Source organism: Microbacterium sp. SLBN-111 (assembly GCF_049739645.1).
Lineage (GTDB): Bacteria > Actinomycetota > Actinomycetes > Actinomycetales > Microbacteriaceae > Microbacterium.
Map to the genome: position 1 here is coordinate 3,269,811 of NZ_JBMGQH010000001.1, position 23,167 is coordinate 3,292,977.

Below are 23,167 nucleotides of genomic sequence, written 5' to 3' on the forward strand. Positions count from 1 at the left end.
ATTCACCGTCGTCCAGCCTAGTCAGTCGCGACCCCCACGGCTGCGCATCGGCAGCCGGAGGGGGATGGATGCCTCGGCGGCGAGGCAACGGACCATACGGCGGTCGGGTGAAGGTATGGGCTAAACGCATGTGGCGCTCCTGTCGAACGTCGAGGTGGTGACATGTAGACATGCCGAGATTCCCGCGAATCAGCACTGTTCACCCGTGTCGCCGTCGCGTCCGGTGATGCACGAAGGCGTCGCCGCACAACTTCTAGCGTGACGCTCGTGAGCCGCCCCTCCCTCTCCCTCGATCGCCGCCGCTTCCTCGCTGCAGCCGGGTCCGGAGCCGCCCTCGCCGCGGCGAGCGTCGTCACGACCCCACCCGCCGAGTCCGCGCACGCCGACACCCTGACCGGCCCCATCGACGTGGTGACGGTCGAGGGAACAATCCCCGGCATCCCGTATCTCACCCGCACGGCGATCCTGGACGTGGCCGAATACTCGCGGCGAGCGCAGATCAACAGCGCCGCGTTTACGACCGCCTGGACGCGCGCTCTCCAGCGCCTCGCGGAAGTGCCCGCACCGGAGAGCTCGCCCGCGTCAGGGAACAGCGTGAACTGGCGCCCCAACGCCGGCGCGGTGCTGCGGGTACCGCCGGGGTTCTACGCCATCGATCAGTGGTCGATGGCGACCAGGCCCTCCGACCTCGGCCTGCCCGGGTCGGAGCCCGACGGAGAGCAGTACGGCGAGTGGTCGGTGCGCATCACCGTCGAAGCGGACGGGGTTGTACTCGTGGTGAAGGACCACCCCGGCTCGGTCGCCGGCAGCCCGGTGGTCTATCTCGGCAACCCCGACTCGCCGGGTGGCAGCAAGGATCTCCTCAAGCGCGTCGTGATCCGTGGGCTCACCGTTCAGAGTGACGGGCATCCCCTTCAGGCCGGATACGTCGCCGATCGCGTCGGCATCCTGGTGCACCAAAGCCAGGAGGTGCGGCTCGAACGGGTGTCGGTGTTCGGGTTCGCTCGCGAAGGGATCCGGTTCGAGGGGGTGATGGACTCCACCATCGATGCGAGCAATATCGGGTGGTGCGGACGGCCGTCACGTCTCGCGGCCCCGCCCGACCTGCTTCCCTACGGTCTGTCCATCGTCAGTACCCGCAACGCGGGGGGCGACATCGTCGAGAACTCCAACGCTCTGCGTGTGGTCGACACCCATATCGAGTTCTGCGAGCAGGAGCTCTTCCTGGACCGCGGAACGCGCCACGTCGAATTCCTGGGCTGCAAGTTCGAGCACGGGTGGGGGACGGCATCCGCACAACCGCCGGTGTCGATCGGATTCCCCCCGAATCCCGACTCCACCGTCGACCGCGTCCTCGAGATCAGCTTCGCCTCGTGCATGTTCGTTCAGAACACCTACGCCCACGCCGGGAGCCACCCCAGCCACATCGTCGTCGGCGAGGTTCAGTACGCCGGTGGCCGGGCAGCAGCAGCCAAGACGGCGGTCACCTTCCTCGGATGCCATTTCTCGGTGCCGGACGGCATCGGCGAGCGATGGTTCACCGGGGGCGACACCACGTTCATCGGATGCGATTTCGGTGGCTGCGGGAACGCGGACGGCGAACCCGCCTGCTTCGACCTCGGCAACGACGTCACCTTCGACGACTGTCGTTTCTCTGCCGTGGCAGAGCTGCACGACGGTGTCACGGGATCACTCCAGTACGGGAACCCCGGCACCGCGCTCCCCGGATCGCGAGCCGACCTGTTCCGGTTCCGCGGGGGCGCCTCGAGGGTGCTGAACCCGGTGATCTACTTCCCGCCGCCGACGGAGGGGGTGCGCACGTCGCCGGGATCGGTGGCGACCCTCGCGCGCAGCGTCGGCGACGCGAACCGCCTGGCGGGCTGGCATCCTGCCTGGTACGGCCTCCCGGGCGACGGGAGCGGCCGACCCGGTCCGATCGCGACGGTCCGCTACGAAGACCCCGACCGCATGCAGATGGGGACGTCCCTGATCTGGGAAGCGATGACGGGTACGTCGACCCCGATCCTCGAACCTGACGCCGATGGGCGGGTCTCGGTGTGCGGCCTCGAGCAGGTGCGCCTCCAGGGTGGTCGCACCTACACGGGCTTCACCAATGCGCACGCGGGGCAGGTCATCCGCGTCGTTGCCGACGGAGAACCGATCACGTTCGTCGGAGGATTCCTCGTCCTCAAGGGAACGCAGTCCCTCCGCGTGGGGACCTCCGACATGACCTCCTTCGTCTTCTACACGTACGGTTCGGGGTCCGCATGGTTCCAGATCTGAACCTTCGCGTCCGATCGCGCCCGTCTTCGGCGACCATCGGCGGCCGACTCGATCCCCGTTCGAACAGCTTGAACGCCCTCCGGTTGGGCTTGGCTCTGCTCGTGCTCGTCGCCCACGCCTGGGAGTTGGGGGGATATGGTCTGCAGACCAAGCCGCTCGGCCCGTGGGCCGTCGCCGGGTTCTTCTGCATCTCCGGCTATCTCATCGCGCTCAGCAGGGCTCGAACTCGCGGCGTGGGGGAGTTCTTCGCGCGTCGAGCGGCCCGGATCTATCCGGCCTTCTTCGTCGTCCTCGTGATCGTCGCCTTCGTCTTCGCCCCCGCGGCATCCATCCTCTGGGGAGGCGGCCCCTGGTCGCCCGGCGCCGGAGTTCTGTACGTCGTGCGGAATGCCGGATTGTGGATGGCGCAACCGACGATTCCGGGGATGCTCGCCGACATCCCGTATCCCGGGGTCTGGAACGGCTCGCTGTGGACCCTCGCGTTCGAGTTCGCCTGCTACGTGGTCACCGGGCTCGTCGGATGCCTCGCCGTCCGGTGGGGAGCATGGATCACGGTGGCCCTGTGGGCGGGGGCGATGGTCGTCTCCATCCTCTCCGGCCTCGGACTCCTCGCGGTGCCGACAACTTTCGCGACCTTTGCGACGCTGCTGGGCTTCTACCTCTCCGGCTCGCTCGTCTTCCTCGGACGGGACCGCATTCCTCTTCGGCCCGTCCTGGTCGTCGTCGGCGCCGCCGCCGTGACGGCGGTGGTGGTGGCCGGCGCGCCGATGGTCCTCGCCGGCCCGGCGCTGGCCTACCTCCTTCTCGCGCTGGGAATCCTGCTCCGGCTCCGACGCGCCGGCGCGTGCAACGACATCTCGTACGGGATATACATCTACGCGTTCCCGGTCCAGCAGATACTCGCTCTCACCCTCGCCCATCGCGGGGTCCCGGCCGTGGCCTCCCTCGCGCTCGCCGTCGCTCTCACCGTGCCCCTCGCGTGGGCGAGCTGGCTGTTCGTGGAGCGGCCCGTGATGCGGGCGCACCGTCGATGGTCGTCGCGCCGCGGAAAGGCAGGTCTAGCCTGAGCGCGTGACTTCCGACGAATCCACGGGATTCCGCACCCGGCCCGAGCACCGCTGGCCGGTGCTGATCTTCCTGGCGTTGGGCACGGCGCTCTACGCGGTGCTGCCGAGCGACATCTCCGGCGAACTGCGGTACGTCGTCGTGGGGGCGAGCCTGCTGTGCACGATCGCGATGGTCATCGCTCATCCCACCCGCTTCGACCGCGATTCGCGCGTCGGGCGCGCCTTCGCCCTCGCGTTCGTCTCGATCCTGCTCCTGGCGAATCAAGTCGCCTTCGTTCTGCTCGTGCGTCAGCTGCTGGACGGCCAGGGCAACGGCGCCGTGACGCTGCTCGGCGCCGCACAGGTGTGGGCCATCAACGTCATCGGCTACGGCGCCGTGTATTGGGAGATGGACCGCGGGGGACCCGTCGCCCGCCGTCGCGACCCGCGCGACCAGCTCCAGCCGGCCGATTTCCAGTTCCCGCAGGATTCCGACGGGGATGCCGTGAGCGAAGTGAAGCGTCGGTCGTCCAACACCGCCGACTGGGCGCCGGGCTACATCGACTACCTGTACTTCTCGGCATCCAACGCCATGGCGTTCAGCCCCACCGACGTGATGCCCCTGAGCGTCCGCGCGAAGCTGTTCATGATGGTGCAGGCGATCTCGGGCTTCGTGCTGCTGGCGCTGGTCATTGCGCGGAGCGTGAACATCCTGAACTGAGGTTCGAGTGGGGCCCGGCGCGTGGGTGCGGCCGTTGCCGCGTGGGTGCGGCAGTTGCCGGGCCCGTGCTCCGCTTCGAACTCGCGGATCGCTCGCCGGAAGCGAAGCAACTCCGCGATGCCGGACGCCACGCCAGTGGTCCAGGCCACGAGTGAGAACGCTGAGAACAGGCTGAACGACCCACTGAGAGCCAGCACGCCGTTCATCGCGAGCAGACTGCCGCTCACCGAGATGATCCACAGCGCCCGGACGCGAATCCGCTCGACGGCGAACCGTTGCTGGATCAGGGAGGGCATGGCATCCACCCTGTCAGTCCGTCCCAGGCACGCAAGCCTCGTAACGCAATCGCGGGTGAACGTTCGGGTGCGCGGGTGATCACGCCCCCGCCCGCCCCTGCGTGAGGACGAGAGCAACCAGAAGCAACAGCGCGGACAGTGTGAGCAGAACCCACCGCCGGCCCAGAATGGCGAGTACGAATGACGCGGCCGCGCCCACCAGAATCCACCACGCACCCGAGTTCGGCGGGGGTTCGGTTTTTGCGTTGAGCGCCGCACCGATCCCGGCCCGGAAGGTGTCGAGGACGAAGACCGCGGCGCCGAGGACGGAACCGGCCAGCACGATCCATCCGATCACGGCGCACAGCTGCCGCCAGGTGAGGGGCTCCGGGGGAGGAGAGGCTGCGCGGTCGCTCATGCCGCGAGTATGCCGGACAGGCGATCATCAGCCACGCATGTATGGTGTGGGCCCTGCCGGGATCGAACCGACGACATCCACGGTGTAAACGTGGCGCTCTACCAGCTGAGCTAAAGGCCCTGGATGCCTCGAGTCTAGCCGGGCCTCACGCGAACGCCTGAGCGCAGAGCGCTAAGACGCTGTCGAAGTACGCGCGTGGCGGATCCGTCCGGAGGGGGTGGATGCCATCCTCCGGCGACCCGACTCGCTGCCACGTTCCGTCGGTGGCGACGACGTCGTAGATGGACCCGCTGGGGCGCTGAACGAGCACGTCGGTCTCGCCCTCGGCGACGCGACGATCGATGTCGACGGTGGTCGCCGACGCGTCGTCCCCGAACGGCCAGAACGGCGTCAGACCCACCCACGAGCACAGGAAGCGGGGGAGCTTCTCGGCATCCATCACCGCCACGAAACGATGGGACTCGTCGACGGGAACTGCTGTCTCCTGCTCCGCCACCGTCGGGTCGTGCACCACGACCACACGCCCACCCGGCGCGACGTATGCACCGAGGACCGCGGCGCGGTCGCCCCGCCGCACGCGCGCGACGAGCACCTGGGTCGCCCGGAAGAGCGCCTGACCCACGACCGACCCGTCCGCCGTCAGTCGACCGCGATCGTCGACGAGGCCTGCCGCGCGGAGACGATCGGCGACATCCGTGCCGCGGGAGGCACGGGACAGGATGCCGTGCCACGCGCCGATGCGCGCCCTTCCGACGCCGCGGATGAGCGCCGTCCGATCGTCGTCGGTGAGGCGCGGAGCCGCGGAGGCGAAGGCGGCGGACGACGGCAGAACGGGGAGCGGGAATCCGGCGCGCGTCGAGAGAGCGCGTTCGATGGCATCCGCACCTTGCCCGCGCGCAGCGTCGAGCACACCATCGGTCGACGCGCGAAGCACCACCTGCGCGGCAATCCAGTCGAATGTGGAGGCGAGCTCATGGAGCTGCGACGGCGTGGCGCGAGCGACCAGGAAGACGTGTTCCTGTCCCGTCGCCCACACGTACGTCACCGTGACGACATCGACGGCTCCCTCCTCAGCGACAACCGTGAGGCGGTGGGCGCGCGGCGCATCGGAGTCGACCGGGTAGTCCCAGGCATCCGCTCCCACGACGAGAGCGGACGGATGCCGCTCGCTCGCGGCACGCAAGAGACCGGACGTCGCCTCGGCCAGCGGGGAAGAGTTCGGCGTCGCGAGCAGCTCCACCGTCGGCGAGAACGCCGCCGCGGGCCGGTAGGTGAGGAGAAGCCCACCCGTGGATGTCTCGCTTAGGGCGAACGAGTCGGGGTACCGGAGTTCGGCGAATGACGCCGTCGCGGAGAGCACCGTGGGCGTGGAGCCGTGCATCATCGCTGCGCCTTTGTCACGGCATCCGGATCTCCACGAAGAACGCGGAACCACGAGGGGAGCAGAAACCTCGGAAGCCAGAAGAATCCGAGGAGCGCGACGAGAAATGGGACCACGGCGACGATCAGGAGGGTCATCGCGGCGGGGAGCGAGATGTCGTCGATCGCCATCGCCAGCGCTGCGATCGTGAAGGCCAGTCCTAACCAGAACCACGCGAAGCCCATCGTGCTGCCGTAGCCCCGGCGCACGCGAATCCAGCCTTTCCACACACCGCTGTAGGCCACGATGCCCATCGCCAGGAAGATCGGACCGGTCAGCGCGACGAGCGGATTCACAGCGGCATCCTTTCCGAGGGGAACGTCCACGCTATCCGGAACACCGCTGTCGCACCCCCGGGGTAGCGTGGACTCCGTGAACGCCGACCCCGCCGACCAGCGCAAACTGCTCGATCTCGCCGACCTCGACGCCCGCATCCGCCGCGACGAGCACGTCAAGGGCAACCCGCCGCAGGCCGCGAAGGTGCGCGAGCTCATCGCGCAGCGGTCGTCGCTCACGCAAGAGCTGGGCAACCGCGCCAACGTCCGCGACGACCTGAAGGCCGAACTGGCCCGCGTCGAGTCCGACGTCGCGGTGGTCGAAGCCCGCGTGAAGCGCGACGCCGAGCGGCTCGCCGCCGCCACCAACGCCAAGCAGGCGCAGGGTTTCGAGGCCGAGCTGGCCTCGCTCGCGCGCCGCAAGAGCGACCTCGAAGACGCCGAGATCGCCCTGATGGAGCAGCTCGAGGCGGCCGACGCGGCCGTCGCCGAGCAGGAGGCGATCATCGCCGAGACCAACGCGCAGGGCGCCGAGCTCAGCGCCGAGGCGAAGCGGGTCGTCGCCGAAGCCACCGACCGGCTCGAAGCCGCGCGTCGCGACCGCGAAGCCGTGGCCGGGGCGGTGCCGTCCGACCTTCTCGCCCTGTACGAACGTCTGGCCGCGCGCGGCAACGGCGCCGGACTCCTGCGCGCCGGCGCCTGCGAAGCGTGCCGCATGGTCCTCCCGCCGAGCGACCTGGCCGAGGTCCGCCGCGCCCAGACCGACGAGGTCGTGTTCTGCCCCGAGTGCGGCGCGATCCTCGTCCGCACCGAAGAATCGCGGTGACCCGCCCTGGCGTCCTCGTCGACTGAGGTCGTCGTCGGGCGCGCGGCATCCGGAACCATCGCCGTGAGCGACCTGGATGCCGCCGGCTCCGTCGTCCGCACGGTCACCGTTTCGCGCGATGACCTGCCCGCCGCGATCCGTGACCGCGAGTCCGGGGGAGACGTGCGGTGGGTGTGGAGCGACACATCCACGTGGTACGGCTCCCTGCTGGCATCCGGGGTCCGGGTCGCCCGCGCGTGGGACCTGCGGCTCGTGCACGCGTTCCTCCGCGATGCCGAGGCCGTCGTCGACGACCACGGTCTGCGCGCTCATCCGGAATGGGATGCCACGGCCTCGGCGTCCGACGACACCGACACGCTCTTCTCTCTCGGCGCCGCGAGCACCGGCCCGCCCGACGACGTCGACGCCGCAGCAGCCGAGTACCGCCGCCAGCGCGCCGCGATCGCTTCCGCGCGCACGCCCGGAGCACTGCGCCTGCTCGCCGCGGCGGAGTCCGCCGGCGCGCTCATCGCCGCGGAACTGCACGCCGCGGGACTCCCGTGGAGCGTCGAGACGCACCAACGCATGCTCGAGGAGCAGCTCGGCACGCGCGTCGCGGGCGGACTGCCGACGCGGGTCGAGCGGGCGGCGACCGCGGTGCGTGACGCGCTCGGCGATCCGTCCGTCTCGCTCGACTCGCAGCCGCGTCTGCTGCGCGCGCTGCATCGCGCGGGGCTGCTCGTCGAGTCGACCAACCGGTGGGAGCTCGCCGAGCACGACCACCCCGCCGTCGCACCACTGATCGCCTACAAGAAGCTCATGCGGCTCTACACCGCGAACGGCTGGGCGTGGATGGCCGAGTGGATCCACGACTCGCGCTTCCGCCCGGTCTACGTGCCCGCCGGGGTCGTCACCGGACGCTGGGCGTCGTCGGGCGGGGGAGCGCTGCAGATCCCGCGGCAGCTCCGCACCGCCGTCCGCGCCGACCCGGGCTGGACCCTCGTCACCGCCGACGTCGCGCAGCTCGAACCGCGCGTGCTCGCCGCGATGGCTCGCGACACGGCGTTGGCGGAGGCGGCATCCGGTCGCGATCTCTACGCCGGAATCGTGGATGCCGGAGCGGTGGCGACCCGCGCCCAGGCCAAGGTCGCGATGCTCGGTGCCATGTACGGCGCGACGAGTGGCGAGAGCGGACGTCTCGTGCCGCGGCTGCGGCGGACGTTCCCGCGGGCGATGGCGCTCGTCGACGATGCCGCGCGCGTCGGCGAGGAGGGCGGCCGCGTGCAGACGTGGCTCGGTCGCACGTCACCGCCCGCCGGCGAACTGTGGCGCGCCGTGCAATCGCGGGCCAGTGACGCCGAGGCATCCGGGGTCGACGAGACCCGCGCCCGCCGCGCCGCCCGCGACCGCGGCCGCTTCACCCGCAACTTCGTCGTGCAGGGCACCGCCGCCGAGTGGGCTCTCGCGTGGCTCGCCGACCTGCGCACCCGCCTGTCCGCCCTCGAACCCGTGGATGCCACGCGCTCCGCGCCGGCGTCCGGTCCGGCGTTCGCGCGGGTCCCGCACCTGGCGTTCTTCTTGCACGACGAGATCGTCGTGCACACCCCGGTCGAACACGCGGACGCCGTCGCCGACGCGGTGCGGGAGTCCGCGGCATCCGCGGGTCGACTGCTGTTCGGGACGTTCCCGATCGACTTCCCCCTCGACCTGCGGATCGGTGAGACGGCCGAGAAGGGCTGATGCGCAGGCCCTTCGCTATCGTCGTCGGGTGATCGCTCTGCCGGCCTACCCCAAGCGCGCCTCGAGCGCCGAGGTGCGCCAAGTCGCGCCGGCCGCGTATCGGCTCGCCGCCGCGGGCGTGGTGGTCTTGCCCTGCGGCGTCGCGCTGCTGTTGCTCGCCGCGCTCGTACAGCTCGAGATCCCTACGGCTGACTGGCTCGACGGGATCCGGGGCCTCGTCGTCACGATTCTGTTCTGGTCGGGCCTTGTCGCGCTCGTCATCGGCGTTTCGCTCCTCCAGCGTCCGGCCGAGGTCCGGCGCGGGATCGCCCTGAGCCGTTTCGGACGGGAGGCGGGACTGGAGTATGTCCGCTCCGGGGGACCTGTCGAGGCGCGCGGGGTGTTCTTCACCGACGGGGCCGCCGGGCGCACCCCGGTCTATCAGAGTGGATTCGAGCTGCGGAGCGGCCCATCGCTGAGCCCCGACCTGCGGTTGGGGGTCGCCACCTTCCGCGGCAACAAGAACGACCCGCGGGGGCCGCGGCCGGTCTTCCGCTTCCTGGAGCTGAAGCTGCCGCGGCCCGTTCCCCACGTGATGATCGACTCCCTGCGCAATCGCCGTCTGCGGGAGGGGCCGTCCGCGGTGCAGCGTCTACGGCTGGAGGGCGACGTCGACCGACACTTCGCCGTCTACGCGCCCCGCGGGTACGAGCGCGACGCCCTGCAGCTTCTCACCCCGGACGTCCTGGTCTGCCTGCTCGACCACGGCCGCGCCTGGGACGTCGAGATCGTCGACGACCGGGTGATCGTGGCATCCGCTCGATTCCGGCAGAGACAGGATGCCACCGAGGTACCGGGCCTACTCCGCTTCGCGCTGCTGCTCGGCGCAGAGCTACGCACACAGGTCGCGCCGTACACCGACCCCCGGACGGAGAATCCGCGGACGCAGGTGCCCGCCGCCGGGCGGCGGCTCCGACGACGCTCGCTGTGGTGGGAAGCCCTTCTGCTCATCGGCATCGTCTTCGGGACACCGGCACTGATCCTGGGCGTCCTGCTCCTGATCATCGGCTGACCCGCCCCGGGGTGCAGCTTCGCACCCGGATAGACTCGACGGTGCGAATGGGTCGGCTGGACGGTCGCGTCACGGGTTCGCCCGTGCCGAGGAACGTCCGGGCTCCACAGGGCAGGACGGTGGGTAACGCCCACCCGGAGCAATCCGCGAGACAGTGCCACAGAGAGCAGACCGCCCGCGCTTCTCGGCGCGGGTAAGGGTGAAAGGGTGGTGTAAGAGACCACCGGGGTCGTGGTGACACGACCCGCGAGGTAAACCTCGTCCGGAGCAAGGCCAGACAGGGGATGACGACGCGGCTCGCCGAGTCCCCGGGTAGGCCGCTGGAGCGGCACGGCAACGTGTCGCCGAGAGAGATGACCGTCCACGGGGCTCACGCCCCCGGACAGAACCCGGCGTACAGGCCGGCCCATTCGCGCCCCGCTGTCTGGCCACAGTCTGCACCCGGCGTACCCGACGCAGGCCGCCAGGCGGCCTGTCGAGGAGCCCCGACGCGCTTCTCGTGTGGCAGCTGCCGTGACGTCACGCCCAGGCGGGAATCCAGGCAACCGCTACGAACGCCGCGGCACCGGCGAAGAACACCAGCGCAGCTCCCGCTTCGACCACCCACGACCACCGGCGAAACAGCGTGACGGACGCGATAAGCGCAACAGCAAACGTCACCCCCAGTACCAGCGTGGATGCAACGGCCGCATCACTCCGATCGCTGACGAAGCAGTTTCGTGGCCCGGGGTAGGTGAGGACGCATACATCCGGCCCCGTCGGTACGGCAACGGACCAGATCAGCACAACAGCTGCGACTGCGCACAGAGCCATGGTCAAGGTCCCAACGACCAGGCTCGTCGCGGTGCGTTTTGCGGTCAGCTTCCCATCGCGGACGCCCATATGCCGATCGTACGAGTGCATGGACTCGCCCGGCACATGCCGGGGGGGCTACCCGGAGGCATCTGTCGCACGGGACGTCCCAGGACGTGCCCCCGCGTGAGGTTCGCGTGCCTGTCAGCCCTCGCCCTCGTCCGCTCCGAAGCCCATCAGCGCCAGCATCCCCTCCAGGCCCGCGGTCGTGCCGGGCCAGTGGCGGGCGACGGCGTCGCGTCCGGCGTGCCGGATCGCGTAGCGGAGTACGAGCGCGGCGATCAGCGCGTCGTCGAGCACGCCGATCACCGGCAGGAAGTCCGGCACCAGGTCGATCGGCAGCAGCAGGTAGACGAGCAGCGCGCCGAGCCAGATGCGCGTGGCCATCGGCACCGCCGGGTCGGCGGCCAGGCGCCGCACGAGCCGGACGACGTCGGGGATGAGGCGCAGGATCTCGCGCCAGTCCAGCTCGCGCCCGAGACGGCGGTGCTGCACGACGAGGACGGCGATCAGCGCCGCCCACAGCACGGCCAGCCCGCCGACGACGGCGAGAACGACTGCGACCCAGTCGGGCAACAGGGTTACTTGACCGCGGGAAGCGCCTCGACCACCGGGACCGCGAGCGACGCCGCGCCGATGATGCCCGCGTTGTTGCGGTGCTTCGCCGGGACGATCGGGGCGCGCAGCTTCAGCATCGGCAGGAATTCCTCGGAGTGCTTCGACACCCCGCCGCCGACGACGATCAGGTCGGGGCTGAAGAGGAACTCGACGTAGTCGTAGTACCACTGCAGACGCTTCGCCCACTTCTCCCACGACAGCTCGTCGCGCTCCATCGCGGAGTAGGCGGCGTAGCCCTCGGCATCCTTCTTGTGCTCGGCGCGCTGGAGGTGACCGAGCTCGCTGTTCGGGATGAGGACGCCGTCGTAGATCATCGCGGAGCCGATGCCGGTGCCGAGCGTCGTGAGGATCACGAGGCCGTTCACGCCCTTCGCGGCGCCGTAGCGGACCTCGGCGATACCGGCGACATCGGCGTCGTTGGCGAAGTGGATGTCACGGGAGAGGCCCTGCTCGAAGAACTTCTCGGCCTCGAAGCCGATCCACGACGACGAGACGTTCGCGGCCGAGAGCGTCTTGCCGTTCTTCACGATCGCGGGGAACGCGACGCCCAGCGGCAACTCGTCCGGGGCTTCGAGGGTCTGGAGGACCTCCTTCACCGCCTCGAGGACGTCGGCGGGCTCCGCGCCCTTCGGGGTGGAGACCTTCACCCGATCGCTGATGAGCTCACCGGCATCCAGGTCGACGATCCCCGCCTTGATCCCGGTTCCACCGATGTCCACTCCGACCGCACGCGACGCATTCGTTGCCATGCCCTCCAGCCTAGCCAGGCGGGGGGCCCGGATCAGTAGGATCGGGGGAGCGCCCGTCAGACGTCCGCTACGGAGCCAGACCCACGCAAGGAGCGATCGTGAGCGACGACAACAAGAAGTACTGGTACAACCTCGAGACCGGCCAGGTCGAGCAGGGGTACGAGTCGCCGGCGGTCGATCGCGCGGGTCCCTTCGACACCGCGGAGGAAGCGGCGCGTGCGCCCCAGCTGCTGCAGGAACGTTCGAAGAAGTGGGCCGAGGACGAGGCCCGCGACTCCGACTGGGGATCCGGCTCCGGCCGCTGACCCCACCCGATCGAAACGAGGATGACGATGGACAAGCAGCGCGATTTCGTCCTGCGGACGATCGAGGAACGCGGCGTAAAGTTCGTGCGCCTGTGGTTCACCGACGTGGTCGGAACCCTGAAGTCGGTGGCGATCGCCCCGGCCGAGGTGGAAGGGGCGTTCAGCGAGGGCCTGGGCTTCGACGGCTCCGCGATCGAGGGCCTGACGCGGTCGTACGAGTCCGACCTGCTGGCGCACCCCGACCCCACGACGTTCCAGATCCTCCCGTGGCGCGGGGAGATCGACCCGACGGCGCGCATGTTCTGCGACATCACCACGCCCGACGGCCAGCCCGCGGTCGCCGACCCGCGGCACGTGCTCAAGCGCACGCTCGCGAAGGCCGCCGACGCCGGGTTCACGTTCTACACGCACCCCGAGATCGAGTTCTACCTGCTGAAGTCGTCGCAGCTCGGTCCCGACGGACGCCCCGAGCCCGTCGACTCCGCCGGCTACTTCGACAACGTCCCCGGCGGCACGGCGCACGACTTCCGCCGCCGCTCGGTGCGGATGCTGGAAGACCTCGGCATCTCGGTCGAGTTCAGCCACCACGAGGGCGGGCCCGGCCAGAACGAGATCGACCTCCGCTACGCCGACGCCCTCACCACGGCCGACAACATCATGACCTTCCGCACGGTCGTGAAGGAGGTCGCGATCGAACAGGGTGTGTACGCGACGTTCATGCCGAAGCCGCTCAGCGGCCAGCCGGGCAGCGGCATGCACACGCACATGTCGCTCTTCGAGGGCGACATGAACGCGTTCTACGAAGAGGGCGGCCAGTACCAGCTGTCCAAGGTGGGCCGTCACTTCATCGCCGGCCTCCTGCGTCACGCGAACGAGATCTCGGCCGTCACGAACCAGTTCGTCAACTCGTACAAGCGCCTGTGGGGCGGCGACGAGGCTCCAAGCTTCATCTGCTGGGGTCACAACAACCGCTCCGCGCTCGTGCGCGTTCCGCTGTACAAGCCGAACAAGGGCCAGTCGACGCGGGTCGAGTACCGTGCGCTCGACTCCGCCGCGAACCCCTACCTGTCGTACGCGCTCATGCTCGCGGCCGGCCTCAAGGGCATCGAAGAGGGCTACGAGCTGCCGCCCGAGGCGGAGGACAACGTGTGGTCGCTGTCCGACGCCGAGCGTCGCGCGCTCGGTTACGCGCCGCTTCCGGCGAGCCTCGACCACGCCCTGGGCTACCTCGAGGAGTCCGAGCTCGTCGCCGAGACGCTGGGGGAGCAGGTCTTCAAGTACGTGCTCCTGAACAAGCGTCGCGAGTGGCAGCAGTATCGCGCGCAGGTCACGCCCTTCGAGCTGCAGAGCAACCTCGAGGCGCTCTGACCGCGCCGTGGTGATCTCGGGCGATCGATCGACGGCGCTCACCGCCCTGGCCCGCACCGGCTTCTCGCGTCTCGCGGAAGCCGATGCGGGCTTGGGCGAGCTCGAACAGCTCACGGGCGCCGAGCGCGCGGATGCCATGGACCTGGCGCACCGCGTCGCCGATCCGGACCGGGCGCTTTCGGCGCTCGTGCAGATCGCGCGACGGGATGCCGCTGCCGTCCGGGCCGCGGCCGCCGACGCGGGCACGTGGCGCGCGCTGTGGGACATCGTGGGGGCGTCCGACGGGTTCGCGGAGTTCTACCTCCGGCATCCGGACGAGATCGCCCACCTCGCCGGCGCGGGTCTGACCGTGCCCGACGAGCAGTCCATGCGCGCCGAGCTGTTGGCATCCGTCGGCGAAGAAGACGGCTTCGCCGCCGATGCGACGGATGCCGCGTGGGTGGCGCTGCGCGTGCGGTACCGCCGTCTGCTGGCGAGGATCGCCGCGTACGACCTCGGCCAGGAGGATTCGGCCGCGGCGATCGACATCGTGTCGGCGGCCCTGGCCGACCTCGCGGGGGCCGCGCTCGAGGCATCGCTGGCCGTCGCCCGGTCACGCGTGTCCGGCACCGGGCCCGGCACGTTCCCACGCGCCCAGGTCGCCGCGACGCGTTTCGCGATCATCGCGATGGGCAAGACCGGGGCGCGCGAGCTGAACTACGTGAGCGACGTGGACGTCATCTTCGTCGGCGGCAGCGCCGATGAGGAGGTCGTGTCCGAGGCCCGCGCGATCGACATCGGCACCCGCCTCGCGGTACAGACGATGCGCGGCATCTCCGGCCCCGAGATCGAGCCGCCGCTATGGGAGGTCGACCCGAACCTCCGCCCCGAGGGCAAGCAGGGGGCGCTCGTCCGCAGCCTCGGCGCCCACGAGCAGTACTACGCCCGCTGGGCGAAGAGCTGGGAGTTCCAGGCGCTCCTGAAGGCCCGCGCGATCGCCGGCGACCCGGCCCTCGGCGCCGAGTACATCGCGGCCGTGCAGCCGCTGGTGTGGCACAGTGCCGCGCGCGAGAACTTCGTCGAGGGCGTCCAGCGCATGCGCGAGCGCGTCACCGAGCACATCCCCGCGGCCGAGATCAACCGGCAGGTGAAGCTCGGGCCCGGTGGCATCCGGGATGTCGAGTTCACCGTGCAGCTGCTGCAGCTCGTGCACGGACTCACCGACGACCGCATCCGTCAGCGCGGCACGCTGGAGGCCCTCGACGCGCTCGTCGCCGAGGGGTACATCGGCCGGAGCGAAGCCGAGGCCTTCGGGCGCGACTACCGCCTCCTGCGGCTCATCGAGCACCGGTTGCAGCTCCGCGGACTCCGTCGCACGGCGCTGCTGCCCGAGAAGGAGGACGACCTCCGCGTCCTCGCGCGCGCCACCGGACTCGCGGACTCCGCCGCGGGCGTGCAGGCCGCCTGGGAGAGCATCAAGCGCGAGGTCCGTGACATCCACGTCCGCCTGTTCTACCGGCCGCTGCTGTCGGCCGTGGCCGCGCTGCCCGAGGGGGAGCGGTCGCTCTCGACCGAGCAGGCGCGCGACCGCCTCGCGGCGATCGGCTTCCGCGACCCGGCCGGCGCACTGCGGCACATCGCGGCGCTCACCAGCGGCCTGAGCCGCAAGGCGACGATCCAGCGGCACCTCATGCCGATCATGATCCGGTGGTTCGCCGACGGCGTCGACCCCGACTACGGCCTGCTCGTGTTCCGCCGTATCAGCGAACGGCTCGGCAACACCCCGTGGTTCCTGCGGATGCTGCGCGACTCCGCCGGCGCCGCCGAGAGCCTCACCCGCGTGCTGTCGGGCTCGCGCTACATCGGCGAGCTGATGGAGTGGATCCCCGAGTCGGTCGCGTGGCTCGACGACGACGCGCTGCTGCGGCCGCGCTCCGGCGCTGCGCTGCAGGAGGAGGCTCGCGCGATCCAGACGCGCTGGGACGACATCGAGGGCGCCATGCGGTCGGTGCGCGCGCTCCGCCGCCGCGAGATGCTCCGCATCGCCATGGCCGCGGTACTCGAGGTCGTGTCGCTCGAAGAGCTGTCGGACGCCCTCACCACGATCACCGAGGTCACGATCCAGGCGACGCTCCGCGCGGTGCGCCGCGAGGTCGTTCCGCCCGAGGACGACGCCCTCGACTTCTCGATCATCGCCATGGGACGCTTCGGCGGGCGCGAGATCGGATTCGGGTCGGATGCCGATGTGATGTACGTCTATCGCGCGAACGGCGTCGACCCGCAGCGCGCGAGCACGCTGGCGTTGAAGATCGTGGCCGGTCTGCGCGAGCACTCCGAGGACCACCGCCTTCCCCTCGACCTCGACGCGGATCTGCGCCCGGAGGGCCGTAGCGGCCCCCTCGCCCGCTCGCTCGACGCGTACGCCGAGTACTACCGCCGGTGGTCGTTGTCGTGGGAGGCGCAGGCGCTGCTACGCGCCCGCGGTGTCGCGGGAAGCGTCAAGCTCATCGCCGACTTCATCGCCCTCGCCGACGACGTGCGGTACCCCGCGACCGCCGACCCGAACGGGCTCCGCGAGATCCGTCGGATCAAGGCCCGCGTCGAGAACGAACGCCTCCCGCAGGGCGCCGACCCCGCGCGCCACCTGAAACTCGGCCCCGGGTCGATCAGCGACGTCGAGTGGCTCGTGCAGATCCTTCAGCTGCAGCACGCACGCGCGATCCCGGAGATGCGCACGACGTCGACGCTGGGCGCGCTGGGAGCCGCGGTGGAGGCCGGCCTCATCGCCCCGGACGCGGCGGAGAAGCTCGCGGCATCCTGGCACCTGGCAAGCCGCCTGCGATCGGCCAACACGCTGCTGTCCGGGCAGACGAGCGACGTGCTGCCGGCCGACCGTGCCCGCCTCGACGGCATCGGACGGATCCTCGAGTACCCGCCCCACTCGGCCACCCAGGTCGAAGAGGACTACCTCGGCGCCACGCGGCGCGCCCGCCGCGTGTTCGAGAAGCTCTTCTACGGATGATCCGGTTCAGGATGCCAGCAGTCGCTCCCGCACCTCACGACGCAGCACCTTGCCGATGAGCGACCGCGGCAGGTCGTCGACGACGACCACGCGCCGCGGGACCTTGTAGGCCGCGAGCCGCGACTTGCAGTAGTCGCGGATCGCCTCGGGCTCGATCTGCACGCCGTCGCGCACGACGATCGCGGCGGCGACGTCCTCCCCGCCTCGGGGCTTCGGGAGAGCGACGACCGCGGCACCCTCGATGTCGGGATGCGACACCAGAACGTCCTCCACCTCGCTGGGCGACACGTTGAAGCCGCCGGTGATGATGATCTCCTTCAGCCGGTCGACGATCGTGACGAAGCCGTCGGCCGAGACCGAGGCGATGTCGCCGGTGCGGAGCCAGCCGCCGTCGAGGAGCGTCGCGGCGGTATCGGCGGGACGGTTCCAGTACCCCTGGAACACCTGCGGCCCGCGCAGGAGCAGCTCGCCGGCCTCGCCGAGCGGGAGGTCCTTCTCGGGGTCGGACGGGTCGACCACCCGGATGTCGGTGCTCGGGAACGGCACACCCACCGTGCCCGGACGCCGCGATGGACCGATCGGGTTGCCGAGTGCCACCGGCGACGACTCGGTCATGCCGTACCCCTCGACCAGCAGACCGCCCGTGGCCGCCTCCCACCGGTCGACGGTGGCGACCGGCAGGCTCATGGCGCCCGAGATCGCGAACCGGACGGTCGACAGGTCGAGCGTGCCGCGGACGGCGGCGCGCGCGAGCTGGTCGTAGATCGGGGGAACGGCCGGCAGGAACGTCGGCGGGCTCTTCTTGACCGCGGATGCCACGAGGTCGAGGTCGTACTTCGGGAACAGCACGAGCTTCGCGCCGATGCTCATCGCGAACGTCAGGCACAGCGTGAGCCCGTAGGCATGGAACAGGGGGAGCACGCCGTAGAACGTCTCCTCGCCGTCGTGGAGGCCCGGAACCCAGGCGCGACCCTGCATCGCGTTGGCGCGGAGGTTCGCGTGCGTGAGGACGGCGCCCTTGGGGTTGCCGGTCGTGCCGCTGGTGTACTGCAGCAGCGCGATGTCGCCGAGAAGCGGACCGTGGTGCTTCCGCGAGAGCCTCCCGTGGGTGAGCAGCGCGTCCCACGGCTTCGGGCGCTTGGACGTCGGCGCGGCGGTGAGCTGGGCGCGGGACTCCCGCGCCTTCTTCACCGGCAGACGGAGCGCGAGGCGAGTGCCGAGGGGCATCGCCCGCGTGATGTCGACGCTCACGATGTGCACGAGCGCCAGGTCGGACGGGAAATCGGCGACCAGGTCGGCGACTTTGTCCCACACGATCGCGAACTTCGCGCCGTGGTCCTCGAACTGGTGCCGCAGCTCACGCGCGGTGTAGAGCGGGTTGTGCTCGATGACGATCGCGCCGAGCCGCAGCGCGGCGTAGAACGCGACCACGTGCTGCGGGCAGTTCGGCAGCACGAGCGCGACACGGTCGCCCGCCTTGACGCCGAGACGTCGCAGCCCCTCAGCCGCGCGGATGATCTGGTCGCCCAACTCGCGGTAGGTGGTCTGCGCGCCGAAGAACTCGAGCGCGACGCTCTTGCCGTAGCGGTGCACCGAGTCCGCGATCATCTCGGGCAGCGTCTGCGAGGGCTCATCGATGTCGTGCGGCACGCCTTCGGCGTACGAGCTCAGCCACGGACGCGACGCGTAGGGGGAGGTCATGGCATCCATCCTTCCCGACCCCACCGACACGTCCGCTGTGCGGATGCCGGGAACGCGGGGTCTTTCCCGTCGCGGGCGAGCGGCTTACCCTGTCGGCATGTGCCGCAACATCGTGCCGCTCCACAACTTCGAGCCGCCCGCGTCCGACGACGAGTGCCACGACGCGGCGCTGCAGTTCGTCCGCAAGATTTCGGGGACGACGAAACCGTCCCGCGCGAATCAGGAAGTGTTCGATCGCGCCGTGGAGGAGATCGCCGAGGCCACACGTCGGCTGCTCGACGAACTCGTCACGACGGCTCCGCCCAAGACGCGTGAGGTGGAGGCCGCGAAACGGCAGGCCCGATCGGCGGACCGCTACGAGGCGATCCGCGTGTTCCAGGAGCAGAAGCGCGCCGCGCGCTCGGCATCCTGAGCCCCATCAGCCCTCGTCGAAGCGCTCGAACAGGGGAGTGGCATCCGGGCTCTCCAGATCCGGGATGCCGTCGTCATTCGGTACCGCGGTGATTCCGCGCGTGGAACGACGAAGCCCGCCCCCGCGAAACGGCGGGGACGGGCTTCGTCGTGAATGATCCGGAGATCAGACCCCGAAGTACAGCTCGTACTCGAAGGGGTGCGGGCGCTGGGCCAGCGGCTGGATCTCGTTCTCGATCTTGTACTCGATCCAGGTGTCGATGAGCTCCTGGGTGAAGACACCACCGGCGAGCAGGAACTCGTGGTCGGCGCGGAGAGCCTCGAGCGAGTCGAGCAGCGAGTTCGGAACCTGAGGAATGTTCTTGGCCTCCTCGGCGGGAAGCTCGTACAGGTCCTTGTCGACGGGCTCGTGCGGCTCGATGCGGTTCTTGATGCCGTCGATGCCGGCCATCAGCTGCGCGGCGAACGCGAGGTACGGGTTGCCCGAGGCGTCCGGCGCGCGGAACTCGATGCGCTTGGCCTTGGGGTTCGTGCCCGTGATCGGGATACGGATGGCCGCGGAGCGGTTACCGGCCGAGTACACCAGGTTGACCGGAGCCTCGAAGCCCTTCACCAGACGGTGGTAGCTGTTGAGGGTCGGGTTCGTGAAGGCGAGCACGGCGGGCGCGTGGGCCAGGATGCCACCGATGTACCAGCGCGCGATGTCGGAGAGCCCGCCGTAGCCGGCCTCGTCGTAGAACAGCGGCTTGCCGTCGTTCCACAGCGACTGGTGCGTGTGCATGCCCGAACCGTTGTCACCGAAGAGGGGCTTCGGCATGAAGGTCGCGACCTTGCCCCACTCGAGCGCCGTGTTCTTGACGATGTACTTGAACTTCAGGATGTCGTCGGCCGCGTGCACCATCGTGTCGAAGCGGTAGTTGATCTCGGCCTGACCGCCGGTGCCCACCTCGTGGTGAGCGCGCTCGAGGATGAGGCCGGCGTCGATCAGCTTGAGGCTGATGTCGTCGCGGAGGTCGGCCTGCTTGTCGACGGGCGAGACGGGGAAGTAGCCGCCCTTGTAGGGGGTCTTGTTGGCGAGGTTTCCGCCCTCTTCCACGCGACCGGTGTTCCAGGCACCCTCTTCGGAGTCCACGGAGTAGAAGCTGGCGTTCTGCTTCACCTCGTAGCGGACGTCGTCGAAGATGTAGAACTCGGCCTCGGGAGCGAAGAACGCGGTGTCGGCGATGCCGGTGGAGGCGAGGTACTTCTCGGCCTTCTTGGCGACCTGACGCGGGTCCTTCGAGTAGATCTCACCGTTACGCGGGTTGTAGATGTCGAAGACCATGATGAGCGTCTTCGCCTCGCGGAACGGGTCGAGGTACGCCGTCGTCACGTCGGGGATGAGCTGCATGTCCGACTCGTGGATGTTCGCGAACCCGCGGATCGACGAGCCATCGAACAGCTGTCCGACGGTGAAGAACTCCTCGTCGACGGTCGACGCGGGGATGTTGAAGTGCTGCTGCACGCCAGGAAGGTCCGTGAAACGGATGTCGAGGAACTTGACGTCCTCGTCCTGGATGAACTTGAGCACCTCGGACGAATCTTTGAACATGAAGACTCCAGAGGTAGAACATTCGGGATCGGTAGGCCTCGGCCAGCCTCCCCGACCCTATCCAGAACCGGTGTCTCTGCGATATCTCGGATGTTTCGGGCGTGTTACACGAGCCCGATTACGCTGAGGATTGTGACACCCGCCGCAGAGAACACCTACCCGGGCCAGCGACTCGGCCTTCCCCGCGAGGGCCGTGGCTCGATCGCCCGTCCCGGCCGCCGGATCGCCGCCCTCCTCGTGGACGTCGCGTGCGCCGGGCTCATCGGCTACGCGTTCTTCTCGTCGCCCGATCCGGTGACCGGTGTGCCGTTCGCGAACCCGATCGCGACGAACCTCATCTTCTTCCTCGTGCAGATCGTCTTCATCCCGCTGATCGGGGGAAGCCCCGGGCACCGACTGCTCGGCATGCGTCTGGAACTGGCATCCGGGGGATGGGTCGGGGTGTGGCGCCCGGTCGTCCGCACCCTGCTGCTGGGTCTGATCATCCCCGCCGTCGTGTGGGACGCCGATCAGCGCGGGCTGCACGACAAGGCCGTCGGAACGGTTCTCGTCCGACGCTGAAACGAGAACGACCCCGCCGGAGCGGGGTCGTTCGTCGAGGATCAGCGAGGGCGCGGCGCACGCATCTTGGTCGGGTCGACGCCCTTCGGGATCGGCAGCGACGACAGCCCCGGAGAGACGGATGCCACGCGCTTGATGACCGCGGCCTGGGTCGTGCGGTCGACCTTCTTGGGCAGCGCCTTGATGGCCGACGCGAGGTTCTTGATCTCCACGTCACCCTCGCCGTGTCCGACGTAGAGAACGGTGACGGGAACGCCCGCGGCCACGCGCTGGACACGTGCGCGCTCCTCGTTCACGAGACGGGACAGGCGCGCGCGGGAGCCCTCACCCACGAGCACGACGCCGCCCCGGCCGATGGCGCGGTAGACGGCATCCTGTGTCCGCGGGTTCACACCGATCGGCGTCTCCGAGGCCTGCCAATTGCGTCCGAGCGACGACGTGAGCACGTGGCCGGTGGCACCGGGCATGCCGTCGATCTGCCGGTACATGGCCTTCGTCGACAGGCGCGTCATGGTGATCATCCCGGCCAGGATGCCGGCGAGCAGACCCGTGACACCCCACAGGATGATGCTCCATGCCGCGGGCTGCGGAAGCAGGAACCCGACGAGCACGCCGAGGCCGATGCCCACGAGCACGATTCCGGCCAGCGCGAAGGGGAGCCAGCGGTACTCCTTCTGCGTGAAGGTGTACAGGGTGCGCAGCTGGGAGAAGAATCCCGGGCGCTTCTCGGGGGTGGAGGTGCGAGCGGCCATGCGTTCGATTCTATCTTCGCCCCCGGCACCGCTCCTCCCCACCCGAGCTGATCTCGGATTCCTCCACGGAACCGCGGTTCTACCCCGACGGCGTGGTCCCCGGTCGGCGAGCATCGGGACATGCCTCCCGTTCCGCTCGACACCACGATCGACACCGTCGTCGGCTATCTCCGACGACGACGACGGAGCGCGCTCCCGCTGACCGCGGGGGAGGCCACGACTCTCGCGGTCGCGGTCGTGCGGGGGTGTGCGGCGGCTCCCTCCCGTGCCGCGGGCGCCCAGTGGCGGATCACCGCCGAGGGACGACCCGTCCTCGTGGACGAGCCCGGCGGTGACGACGTCCTCGAGGCGAGCGTCGCCGTCCTGGACGACCTCGCGTCCCTCGTACCGCCCGACGTGCGCCCCGGGTTCGCTCGCCTGCGCGACGCTCTGCTCACCGACCCGCCGCCGACGTGGGACACCCTCGAGCGGCGCCTGCTCGCCGTCATCGAGCCGCAGCCGATCGTCCTCGGACCGCTGAGCCCGGCCATGCCCGACAGCACGCCGCCGCCGAACGTCAGCGGATCGGATGCCGAGCCCCCGCCGTTCCTCGCGGCAGTGCGTGCCGCCCTCGGACGTGTGCGGCCGCGGGTGCTGTTCGCCGGAGTCGGGGCCGCCGTGGTCGTCGTGGTGGTCGCGATGATGGTGACGACGCCGTCGGGCGAGCCTGGGGCTGCTGCGTCGTTCGGCGAGCCTGCGGCTGCCGCGGCGCCCGGCGGGGAGACGCCGGGGGCGGGGGCCGACCGCAGGGAGCATAACGGAGCCGTGTCCTCTCGTGCGACTCCGACTGCGGAGCCGACGGACTCCTCGAGCAGCGCGGCGGAGTCAGGACCTGCCACGGCCTCGCGCGATGGGGTGGCGCCGCAAGCCTCCGACACCGCACCGGGCGGCTCGTCCGAGACGACGTCCGGCGACCTCGCCTCCGCGGCATCCGCCCTGCTGTCCTCGCTCGCCGCCTGCACGGACGACGTGTGTGCGGCTCCGCTTCGCGAAGCTCCGGCCGACCTCGCGGAACCCGCGCCGCTGGATCCGCGAAACGCCCGACTCGACGTGATCGACGACTTCGGCGGGCTCGCCGTCGTCCGACTCACGGACGGGGAACGGGCTCAGTACGTCACCCTCGTCCGGGGACAAGACCGATGGCTGGTCCGCTCCGTCAGAGACGTTGCGGACCAGCCATCATGA

21 protein-coding genes, 1 tRNA gene and 1 other RNA gene are annotated in these 23,167 nt (G+C 69.8%); 13 read left to right on the forward strand and 10 right to left on the reverse strand.

Annotation, left to right across the window (positions count from 1 at the left end; all coding sequences use genetic code 11):
- The first annotated feature begins 267 nt into the window (after positions 1-267).
- The 3 genes from RKD05_RS15260 to RKD05_RS15270 are packed head-to-tail and all read left to right on the forward strand — an operon-like array spanning position 268 to position 4,050.
- On the forward strand, positions 268-2,283 hold the full coding sequence (locus RKD05_RS15260; protein WP_424711172.1) for a hypothetical protein: 2,016 nt from the start codon (positions 268-270) through the stop codon (positions 2,281-2,283).
- On the forward strand, positions 2,268-3,350 hold the full coding sequence (locus RKD05_RS15265; protein WP_424711173.1) for an acyltransferase family protein: 1,083 nt from the start codon (positions 2,268-2,270) through the stop codon (positions 3,348-3,350). Before RKD05_RS15260 ends, RKD05_RS15265 begins: the two co-directional genes overlap by 16 nt.
- A gap of 4 nt (positions 3,351-3,354) precedes the next feature.
- Positions 3,355-4,050, forward strand: a complete 696-nt coding sequence (locus tag RKD05_RS15270; RefSeq protein ID WP_424711175.1) for a hypothetical protein — start codon at positions 3,355-3,357, stop codon at positions 4,048-4,050.
- Positions 4,051-4,425: 375 nt separating this feature from the next.
- On the opposite strand, the gene RKD05_RS15275 is transcribed toward RKD05_RS15270, so the two are convergent.
- The 4 genes from RKD05_RS15275 to RKD05_RS15290 form a co-directional block, all read right to left on the reverse strand.
- Positions 4,426-4,743 carry a hypothetical protein gene (locus tag RKD05_RS15275; protein ID WP_424711176.1) on the reverse strand — a complete coding sequence of 106 codons (318 nt, stop codon included), beginning with the start codon at positions 4,741-4,743 and terminating at the stop codon, positions 4,426-4,428.
- 47 nt (positions 4,744-4,790) lie between these two features.
- Positions 4,791-4,863, reverse strand: a tRNA-Val gene (locus RKD05_RS15280).
- 25 nt (positions 4,864-4,888) lie between these two features.
- Complete coding sequence (locus RKD05_RS15285; RefSeq protein ID WP_424711178.1) at positions 4,889-6,127, reverse strand: hypothetical protein; 1,239 nt, start codon at positions 6,125-6,127, stop codon at positions 4,889-4,891.
- On the reverse strand, positions 6,124-6,459 hold the full coding sequence (locus RKD05_RS15290) for a hypothetical protein (RefSeq protein ID WP_424711180.1): 336 nt from the start codon (positions 6,457-6,459) through the stop codon (positions 6,124-6,126). Before RKD05_RS15290 ends, RKD05_RS15285 begins: the two co-directional genes overlap by 4 nt.
- 76 nt (positions 6,460-6,535) lie before the next feature.
- Here RKD05_RS15290 and RKD05_RS15295 point away from each other — a divergent pair, with 76 nt between their 5' ends.
- The 4 genes from RKD05_RS15295 (at position 6,536) to rnpB (ending at position 10,447) form a co-directional block, all read left to right on the forward strand.
- Entirely contained in the window at positions 6,536-7,264 is a 729-nt protein-coding gene (locus RKD05_RS15295) for a zinc ribbon domain-containing protein (protein WP_424711182.1), read from the forward strand.
- A 6-nt stretch (positions 7,265-7,270) separates the two neighbouring features.
- The gene (locus RKD05_RS15300) at positions 7,271-8,983 is read left to right on the forward strand and encodes a bifunctional 3'-5' exonuclease/DNA polymerase (RefSeq protein WP_424711870.1); all 1,713 of its coding nucleotides are present in this window, start codon (positions 7,271-7,273) and stop codon (positions 8,981-8,983) included.
- A 28-nt stretch (positions 8,984-9,011) separates the two neighbouring features.
- Positions 9,012-10,034 carry a hypothetical protein gene (locus tag RKD05_RS15305; RefSeq protein WP_424711183.1) on the forward strand — a complete coding sequence of 341 codons (1,023 nt, stop codon included), beginning with the start codon at positions 9,012-9,014 and terminating at the stop codon, positions 10,032-10,034.
- A 48-nt stretch (positions 10,035-10,082) separates the two neighbouring features.
- Positions 10,083-10,447, forward strand: an RNA gene (rnpB, locus tag RKD05_RS15310) — RNase P RNA component class A.
- Positions 10,448-10,553: 106 nt separating this feature from the next.
- Here the strand turns inward: rnpB and RKD05_RS15315 are convergent.
- From RKD05_RS15315 to ppgK, 3 genes are all read right to left on the reverse strand, one after another.
- Complete coding sequence (locus RKD05_RS15315; protein ID WP_424711185.1) at positions 10,554-10,916, reverse strand: hypothetical protein; 363 nt, start codon at positions 10,914-10,916, stop codon at positions 10,554-10,556.
- A 114-nt stretch (positions 10,917-11,030) separates the two neighbouring features.
- Positions 11,031-11,462, reverse strand: a complete 432-nt coding sequence (locus tag RKD05_RS15320) for a YkvA family protein (RefSeq protein WP_424711187.1) — start codon at positions 11,460-11,462, stop codon at positions 11,031-11,033.
- Positions 11,463-11,467: 5 nt separating this feature from the next.
- Positions 11,468-12,253 (reverse strand): polyphosphate--glucose phosphotransferase, encoded by a 786-nt coding sequence (gene ppgK, locus RKD05_RS15325; protein ID WP_424711189.1) that lies wholly within the window; start codon positions 12,251-12,253, stop codon positions 11,468-11,470.
- A 98-nt stretch (positions 12,254-12,351) separates the two neighbouring features.
- Between ppgK and RKD05_RS15330 the strand changes: the two genes are divergently transcribed.
- From RKD05_RS15330 to RKD05_RS15340, 3 genes are read left to right on the forward strand one after another with little or no spacing between them, the layout of a single operon-like run.
- Positions 12,352-12,558 carry a hypothetical protein gene (locus RKD05_RS15330; protein WP_022880545.1) on the forward strand — a complete coding sequence of 69 codons (207 nt, stop codon included), beginning with the start codon at positions 12,352-12,354 and terminating at the stop codon, positions 12,556-12,558.
- Positions 12,559-12,585: 27 nt separating this feature from the next.
- On the forward strand, positions 12,586-13,926 hold the full coding sequence (glnA, locus tag RKD05_RS15335; protein ID WP_026096109.1) for a type I glutamate--ammonia ligase: 1,341 nt from the start codon (positions 12,586-12,588) through the stop codon (positions 13,924-13,926).
- 10 nt (positions 13,927-13,936) lie between these two features.
- Entirely contained in the window at positions 13,937-16,927 is a 2,991-nt protein-coding gene (locus RKD05_RS15340) for a bifunctional [glutamine synthetase] adenylyltransferase/[glutamine synthetase]-adenylyl-L-tyrosine phosphorylase (protein WP_424711871.1), read from the forward strand.
- A 6-nt stretch (positions 16,928-16,933) separates the two neighbouring features.
- Here RKD05_RS15340 and RKD05_RS15345 read toward each other — a convergent pair whose 3' ends face one another.
- Positions 16,934-18,628: a long-chain-fatty-acid--CoA ligase gene (locus RKD05_RS15345; RefSeq protein ID WP_424711191.1), complete on the reverse strand. Its 1,695-nt coding sequence runs from the start codon at positions 18,626-18,628 to the stop codon at positions 16,934-16,936.
- Between the two features lie 97 nt (positions 18,629-18,725).
- On the opposite strand from RKD05_RS15345, the gene RKD05_RS15350 reads away from it, so the two are divergent.
- Positions 18,726-19,040 carry a DUF2277 domain-containing protein gene (locus tag RKD05_RS15350; RefSeq protein WP_424711192.1) on the forward strand — a complete coding sequence of 105 codons (315 nt, stop codon included), beginning with the start codon at positions 18,726-18,728 and terminating at the stop codon, positions 19,038-19,040.
- A gap of 165 nt (positions 19,041-19,205) precedes the next feature.
- Here RKD05_RS15350 and glnA (RKD05_RS15355) read toward each other — a convergent pair whose 3' ends face one another.
- Positions 19,206-20,630 (reverse strand): type I glutamate--ammonia ligase, encoded by a 1,425-nt coding sequence (glnA, locus tag RKD05_RS15355; RefSeq protein ID WP_063258174.1) that lies wholly within the window; start codon positions 20,628-20,630, stop codon positions 19,206-19,208.
- A gap of 90 nt (positions 20,631-20,720) precedes the next feature.
- On the opposite strand from glnA (RKD05_RS15355), the gene RKD05_RS15360 reads away from it, so the two are divergent.
- On the forward strand, positions 20,721-21,191 hold the full coding sequence (locus tag RKD05_RS15360; protein WP_424711193.1) for an RDD family protein: 471 nt from the start codon (positions 20,721-20,723) through the stop codon (positions 21,189-21,191).
- Between the two features lie 41 nt (positions 21,192-21,232).
- Here the strand turns inward: RKD05_RS15360 and RKD05_RS15365 are convergent, their stop codons facing one another.
- Positions 21,233-21,943, reverse strand: a complete 711-nt coding sequence (locus RKD05_RS15365; RefSeq protein WP_424711194.1) for a DUF4191 domain-containing protein — start codon at positions 21,941-21,943, stop codon at positions 21,233-21,235.
- 120 nt (positions 21,944-22,063) lie between these two features.
- On the opposite strand from RKD05_RS15365, the gene RKD05_RS15370 reads away from it, so the two are divergent.
- Positions 22,064-23,167 carry a hypothetical protein gene (locus RKD05_RS15370; protein WP_424711196.1) on the forward strand — a complete coding sequence of 368 codons (1,104 nt, stop codon included), beginning with the start codon at positions 22,064-22,066 and terminating at the stop codon, positions 23,165-23,167.

What these genes read in the sequence shown, in the direction of transcription:
- RKD05_RS15265 (WP_424711173.1), top strand. Translation starts at nt 2,268, where the DNA reads ATGGTTCCAGATCTGAACCTTCGCGTCCGATCGCGCCCGTCTTCGGCG.
- RKD05_RS15350 (WP_424711192.1), top strand. Translation starts at nt 18,726, where the DNA reads ATGTGCCGCAACATCGTGCCGCTCCACAACTTCGAGCCGCCCGCGTCC.
- RKD05_RS15275 (WP_424711176.1), bottom strand. Translation starts at nt 4,743, where the DNA reads ATGAGCGACCGCGCAGCCTCTCCTCCCCCGGAGCCCCTCACCTGGCGG.
- RKD05_RS15315 (WP_424711185.1), bottom strand. Translation starts at nt 10,916, where the DNA reads ATGGGCGTCCGCGATGGGAAGCTGACCGCAAAACGCACCGCGACGAGC.
- RKD05_RS15370 (WP_424711196.1), top strand. Translation starts at nt 22,064, where the DNA reads ATGCCTCCCGTTCCGCTCGACACCACGATCGACACCGTCGTCGGCTAT.
- glnA (WP_063258174.1), bottom strand. Translation starts at nt 20,630, where the DNA reads ATGTTCAAAGATTCGTCCGAGGTGCTCAAGTTCATCCAGGACGAGGAC.
- RKD05_RS15360 (WP_424711193.1), top strand. Translation starts at nt 20,721, where the DNA reads ATGTTTCGGGCGTGTTACACGAGCCCGATTACGCTGAGGATTGTGACA.
- ppgK (WP_424711189.1), bottom strand. Translation starts at nt 12,253, where the DNA reads ATGGCAACGAATGCGTCGCGTGCGGTCGGAGTGGACATCGGTGGAACC.
- RKD05_RS15285 (WP_424711178.1), bottom strand. Translation starts at nt 6,127, where the DNA reads ATGATGCACGGCTCCACGCCCACGGTGCTCTCCGCGACGGCGTCATTC.
- glnA (WP_026096109.1), top strand. Translation starts at nt 12,586, where the DNA reads ATGGACAAGCAGCGCGATTTCGTCCTGCGGACGATCGAGGAACGCGGC.
- RKD05_RS15345 (WP_424711191.1), bottom strand. Translation starts at nt 18,628, where the DNA reads ATGACCTCCCCCTACGCGTCGCGTCCGTGGCTGAGCTCGTACGCCGAA.
- RKD05_RS15365 (WP_424711194.1), bottom strand. Translation starts at nt 21,943, where the DNA reads ATGGCCGCTCGCACCTCCACCCCCGAGAAGCGCCCGGGATTCTTCTCC.